Source organism: Methylibium sp. (assembly GCF_031393925.1).
Classification (GTDB): domain Bacteria; phylum Pseudomonadota; class Gammaproteobacteria; order Burkholderiales; family Burkholderiaceae_C; genus Methylibium.
Map to the genome: position 1 here is coordinate 1 of NZ_JANMWL010000037.1, position 5,141 is coordinate 5,141.

Annotated in this window: 3 protein-coding genes; 2 read left to right on the top strand and 1 reads right to left on the bottom strand. The window is 69.0% G+C overall.

The genetic code is table 11. From position 1 onward, the window contains the following. Window positions 1-233 precede the first annotated feature (233 nt). Window positions 234-1,487, top strand: coding sequence for an MFS transporter (locus RMO12_RS02485; protein ID WP_309638087.1), 1,254 nt, complete (start codon window positions 234-236; stop codon window positions 1,485-1,487). 8 nt (window positions 1,488-1,495) lie between these two features. Here RMO12_RS02485 and RMO12_RS02490 read toward each other — a convergent pair whose 3' ends face one another. Continuing rightward, window positions 1,496-3,229, bottom strand: coding sequence for a bifunctional protein-serine/threonine kinase/phosphatase (locus RMO12_RS02490; RefSeq protein ID WP_309638088.1), 1,734 nt, complete (start codon window positions 3,227-3,229; stop codon window positions 1,496-1,498). A 74-nt stretch (window positions 3,230-3,303) separates the two neighbouring features. Here RMO12_RS02490 and nirB point away from each other — a divergent pair. Next, a partial coding sequence (nirB, locus tag RMO12_RS02495; protein WP_309638089.1) for a nitrite reductase large subunit NirB occupies window positions 3,304-5,141 on the top strand: 1,838 nt, incomplete at its 3' end.

Here is a 5,141-nt window from a genome sequence, read left to right on the forward strand (position 1 = left end):
AGGATGGAAGTCAATCGCGGCGCCTTGTTTCAAGCAGGAATGGGGTGCCCGAACGGTAGCAAGGAGCACGCCCCATCGAGTGGCACGGCCGATTGGCACGCATGCTGCTATGCACAACGTGGGCGCAATGCTGCGCCCGGGCCGGGCCGCACCACCGGCCCTGCGCACAGCGACGTGCGCACCGGTGTCTTGCCCCCTGCGGGTCGATTCGGCTGACCGCCGACGCACACACCATGTTTCTTCGCGACTTCTTCCGCTCCGGACACACGCCCACGCTGGTCGCGGCCTTCACCTACTTCGCGTTCTCCTGCTGCATCTGGGTGCTCAACGGGGCGATGGCGCCGTTCATCGGCGAGACCTTCAACCTCTCCCCGGCGCAAAAGGGGCTGATGCTCTCGATCCCCATCATTGCCGGCGCGCTGATGCGCTTTCCGCTGGGCGTGATGGCGCAGTACATCGGACGCAAGAACGCCACGCTGGTCGAGTTGGCGTTGATCGCGCTGGCCATGCTCTACGGATTCTTCATGGTCGAAACCTTCAACTACCTGCTGGCGATGGGCGTGCTGCTGGGCATCGCCGGGGCGAGCTTCGGCGTGGCGCTGTCGCTCGGCGCGGGCTGGTTCCCGCCGCAGCACAAGGGCCTAGCGATGGGCCTGGTCGGCGCCGGCAACGTGGGCACCGCGGTGAGCGTGCTGGTGGCACCGCCGCTGGCGCTGTGGCTGGGCTGGCAGGCGGTGTACGGCGTCGCCGCGGTGGCGATCCTGGTGCCGATGGCGGTGATGGTGGTGTTTGCCAAGGAGCCGCCCGATGTCGACACCCACGCCAGCCTGCGCGAGCACGTCGCCTGCCTGTTCGAGAAGGACGGTTGGGCCTTCAGCCTCATCTACGGCGTGACCTTCGGCGGCTTCATCGGCCTGGCCAGCTTCCTGCCGTCGTACTACTACGACGAGTTCGGCGTGAGCAAGGTGCAGGCCGGGCAACTCACCATGCTGGCGGCCTTCATGGGTGCCGCGCTGCGCGTGGCCGGCGGCTGGATCTCCGACCGCTGGGGCGGCGTCAACACGCTGACCTTGGTGCTCGTGGTGGTGGCGTTGTCCTCGCTGGCGGTGGCTTTCGCGTCCGCCTCGCTGGTGCTCACCACCTTGCTGATGATGCTGTGCTTTGCCGCGCTCGGCGCCGGCAACGGCGCGCTGTTCCAGCTGGTGCCGCTGCGCTGGCCCGCCAGCACCGCGGTGGCCGGCTCGATGATCGGCGAGATCGGCGCGCTCGGCGGTGGCCTGGTGCCCAATGCCATGGGCCTGTCCAAGCAGTACCTGGGCAGCTACGGCTGGGGCTTCGCCCTCTTTGCCGTGCTCGCAATACTGGTGCTCGTGGTGATGCGCGTGATGCAGATCCGCTGGACCCGCACCTGGGCCGAGAGCGGCGGACGCGCGCGCGGCGTGGCGTCGCCCGCCGCCCCGCGCGCCGCGTCGGGGCGCCTGGCATGAAGCGCACGCTAGCGTGGCAGGAACAGCAGCCACACCACCAACAGCGCGTTGAACAACAGCGAGACGACGAGCGCGGCCTTCCACAGCGCCGCCGGGTCGCGCCGGATCAGCGGCGTGGCGGCGGGCGCGGCGAGCGCGCGCGAGGCGCCGCGTTCGAGCGCGAGCAGCAGCTCCTCGGCGGTCTCGAAGCGCAGCTTGGCATCGCGCGCGACCGCCTTGCCGACCAGGTGATCGAGCCACATCGGCACGTCGGGACGCACGCGCGACACGGGCTGCGGGTCGCGCCGAAAACGTGCCGTCTGGTAAGGCTCGATCTCGCCATAGGGCAGCCGGCCGGCGAGCCAGCGGTAGAGCGTGACGCCGAGCGCGTAAAGGTCGCTCGCCGCGTCGGCCGCAGCGCCCTGCCATTGCTCGGGGTTGATGTAGCTGGGTGTGCCGGCATGCAGCTCGCGCTGCGCGGCGCTCTCTCGCCCCGACAGCGCCACGCCGAGATCGAGGATGCGCCAGCGGCCGTCGTCGCCGAGGTGCAGGTTGGCAGGCTTGATGTCGCGGTGAACGACGCCAAAGCGGTGCAGCCGGCCCAGTGCCCGCGCGACCTGGCTCGCGGCCGCCACGATGTCGGCCACCGCAGTGGGCCGCACGCCGGCCAGCAGTTGCTCGAGCGTGTGGCCGCCATGCCAGTCGAACACCGTGTAGAGCGCGCTCGGCTCGGCCACCTCGTGGACGCGCACGAAACCCGAGTCCGACGGCGCGCCGGTCTTGCCGCTCACGCTGTAGCGCTCGGTCAGCCGCAAGCCCAGCCACGCCTCATGGGCGAGCATGGCGCGCTCCTCGGCGTCGCCGGCCCGCGCTTCATGCAGGGTCTTGATCGCCACCAGCGCGCCGCTGACCGCGTCGCGCGCCTGCAGCAGGCGGTGCACGCCGTTGTCGGCGACGAGCGCGGTGACGGTGTAGCCGTCGAGCCGGTCACCGAGCTTCAGGCGTCCGGGCACCGGCAGGCGGCGGCCGCGCTGCAGCTCGTCTTCGAGCCGGCCCGCGTCGAGGCCGCGAACGAGCAGGACGAGCGCGCTCGCGTTGTCGCGGCTGCCGGCGGCCAGCGCCGCCTCGACCAGCGCCTGGCTGGCGCGCTGCGCACCGTCGCCCTGCGCCAGCGCCGCCAACGCCGCCAGGCGCTTGGCGCCGAGCACGCCATGCACGCCGTCGCTGGTGAGCAGATAAAGGTCGCCGACCTGCACTTCGCCTTGCGCGTAGTCGACACGCACCGCGTCGTCCAGGCCGATGGCGCGCGTGAGGCGACTGTGGAAATCGAGGTGGTCGAAGTTATGGTCCTGCGTGAGCTGCACCAGCTCGTTGCCACGCAGGCGCCAGGCGCGCGTGTCGCCCACATGGGCAATGGTCACGGCGTGGCCTTCGAGGGCCAGCGCGGTCAGGGTCGTCATCGCGCTGGCGCCGCCGGGGCCGCGGCGTCGGCGATTGTGATCGGCCAGCCAGGCGTTCTGCGCACCGATCAGACGGTCGAGCACCACCGTCGTCTCCCAGGTCGCGGGCGCCGCGAAGAAATCGGCCAAGAGGCTCATCACCGTGGTCTGCGCGGCCTCCAGCCCGCCGCCGCCTTGCGACACGCCGTCCGCGATGGCCGCCACCACGCCGCGATCGCGCTCGCGCAGCGCACCGGCAAAGTCCTCGTTGAGCTCGCGCGGTCCGCGCTGGCTGGCATGGCCGATGTCGACGTCAAAACTCATCGCGGCATTGTCGGCGCGCAAGCCTGCGTCGCTGGCACCCACCTTGCTTTGAATTGCTCGAAGAGGAGCCGCACATGAAGAAGATGAAGCTGGTGATGGTGGGCAACGGCATGGCCGGCGTGCGCACGCTCGAAGAGCTGCTCAAGATCGCGCCCGAGCTCTACGACATCACCGTGTTCGGCGCCGAGCCGCACCCCAACTACAACCGCATCCTCTTGAGCCCGGTGCTCGCGGGCGAGCAGACGATCGACGAGATCATCCTCAACCCGCTGTCGTGGTACGCCGAGCACGGCATCACGCTGCATGCTGGCAAGAAGGTCACCGGCATCGACCGCACCCGGCGCATCGTGCGAGCCGACAACGCCGATGGCAGCGTCACCGAGGCCGAGTACGACCGGCTGCTCGTCGCCACCGGCTCCACGCCCTTCATCCTGCCGGTGCCCGGCAAGGACCTGCAAGGCGTGATCGCCTACCGCGACATCGCCGACACCAACGCGATGATCGAGGCCGCGCTCAAGTACAAGCACGCGGTCGTGATCGGCGGCGGCCTGCTCGGCCTGGAAGCCGCCAACGGCCTGATGCTGCGCGGCATGCAGGTCACCGTGGTCCACATCATGCCGTGGCTGATGGAACGCCAGCTCGACGACGTGGCCGGGCAGCTGCTACAAAAGTCGCTCCAGCAGCGCGGCATCAAGTTCCTGATCGGCGCGCAGACCGAGGCGCTGATCGGCGACAAGGACGGGCGGGTCATGGCGGTGCGCTTCAAGGACGGCCAGGAGATTCCGGCCGACCTGGTGGTGATGGCCGCGGGCATTCGCCCCAACACCGAACTGGCGCTGAAGATCGGCCTGAATTGCGGGCCTCAGGGCCGCGGCGGCATCGTCGTTTCAGACACCCTGCAGACCGTGACCGACCCGCGCGTGTACTCGGTGGGCGAATGCGCCGCGCACCGTGGCATCGCCTACGGTCTGGTGGCGCCGCTGTTCGAGCAGGGCAAGGTGTGCGCCACGCACCTGGCGCAGTTCGGCATCGGTCGCTACACCGGCTCGCAGACCAGCACCAAGCTCAAGGTCACCGGCATCGACCTCTTTTCGGCCGGCAACTTCATGGGCGGCAAGGACTGTGAGGAGATCGTGATGAGCGATCCTTACTCCGGCGTCTACAAGAAGCTCGTCATCAAGGACGACAAGCTGATCGGCGCCTGCCTCTACGGCGACACCGTCGACGGCAGCTGGTACTTCAAGCTGCTGCGCGAAGGCCGCAAGGTCGCCGACATCCGCGACAAGCTGATGTTCGGGGAATCGAACATCGGCGACACCGGCCACGAAGGCAACACCCGCGCCGCCGCGATGGCCGATGCCGATGAGGTGTGCGGCTGCAACGGCATCTCCAAGGGCGCGATCTGCAAGGCCATCAAGGACAAGGGCCTGTTCACGCTCGACGAGGTGAGAAAGCACACCAAGGCGAGCGCCTCCTGCGGCTCCTGCACCGGCCTGGTCGAACAACTGCTGATGTTCACGGCCGGGGGCGACTACTCGGCCACGCCGAAGAAAAAAGCCATGTGCGGCTGCACCGACACCAGCCACCAGGAGGCACGCGACATCATCCGCGCCGAGCACCTGCTCACCATCGACGGCGTCTACCGGCGCCTGGCCTGGCGCACGCCCAACGGCTGCTCGTCGTGCCGCCCCGCCATCAACTACTACCTCATCAGCACCTGGCCCAAGGAGGCCGGGGACGACCCGCAGTCGCGCTACATCAACGAACGCAGCCACGCGAACATCCAGAAGGACGGCACGTATTCCGTCATTCCGCGCATGTGGGGCGGCGAGACCACCGCCGCCGAGTTGCGCCGCATCGCCGACGCGGTGGACAAGTACAAGATCCCCACCGTCAAGGTCACCGGCGGCCA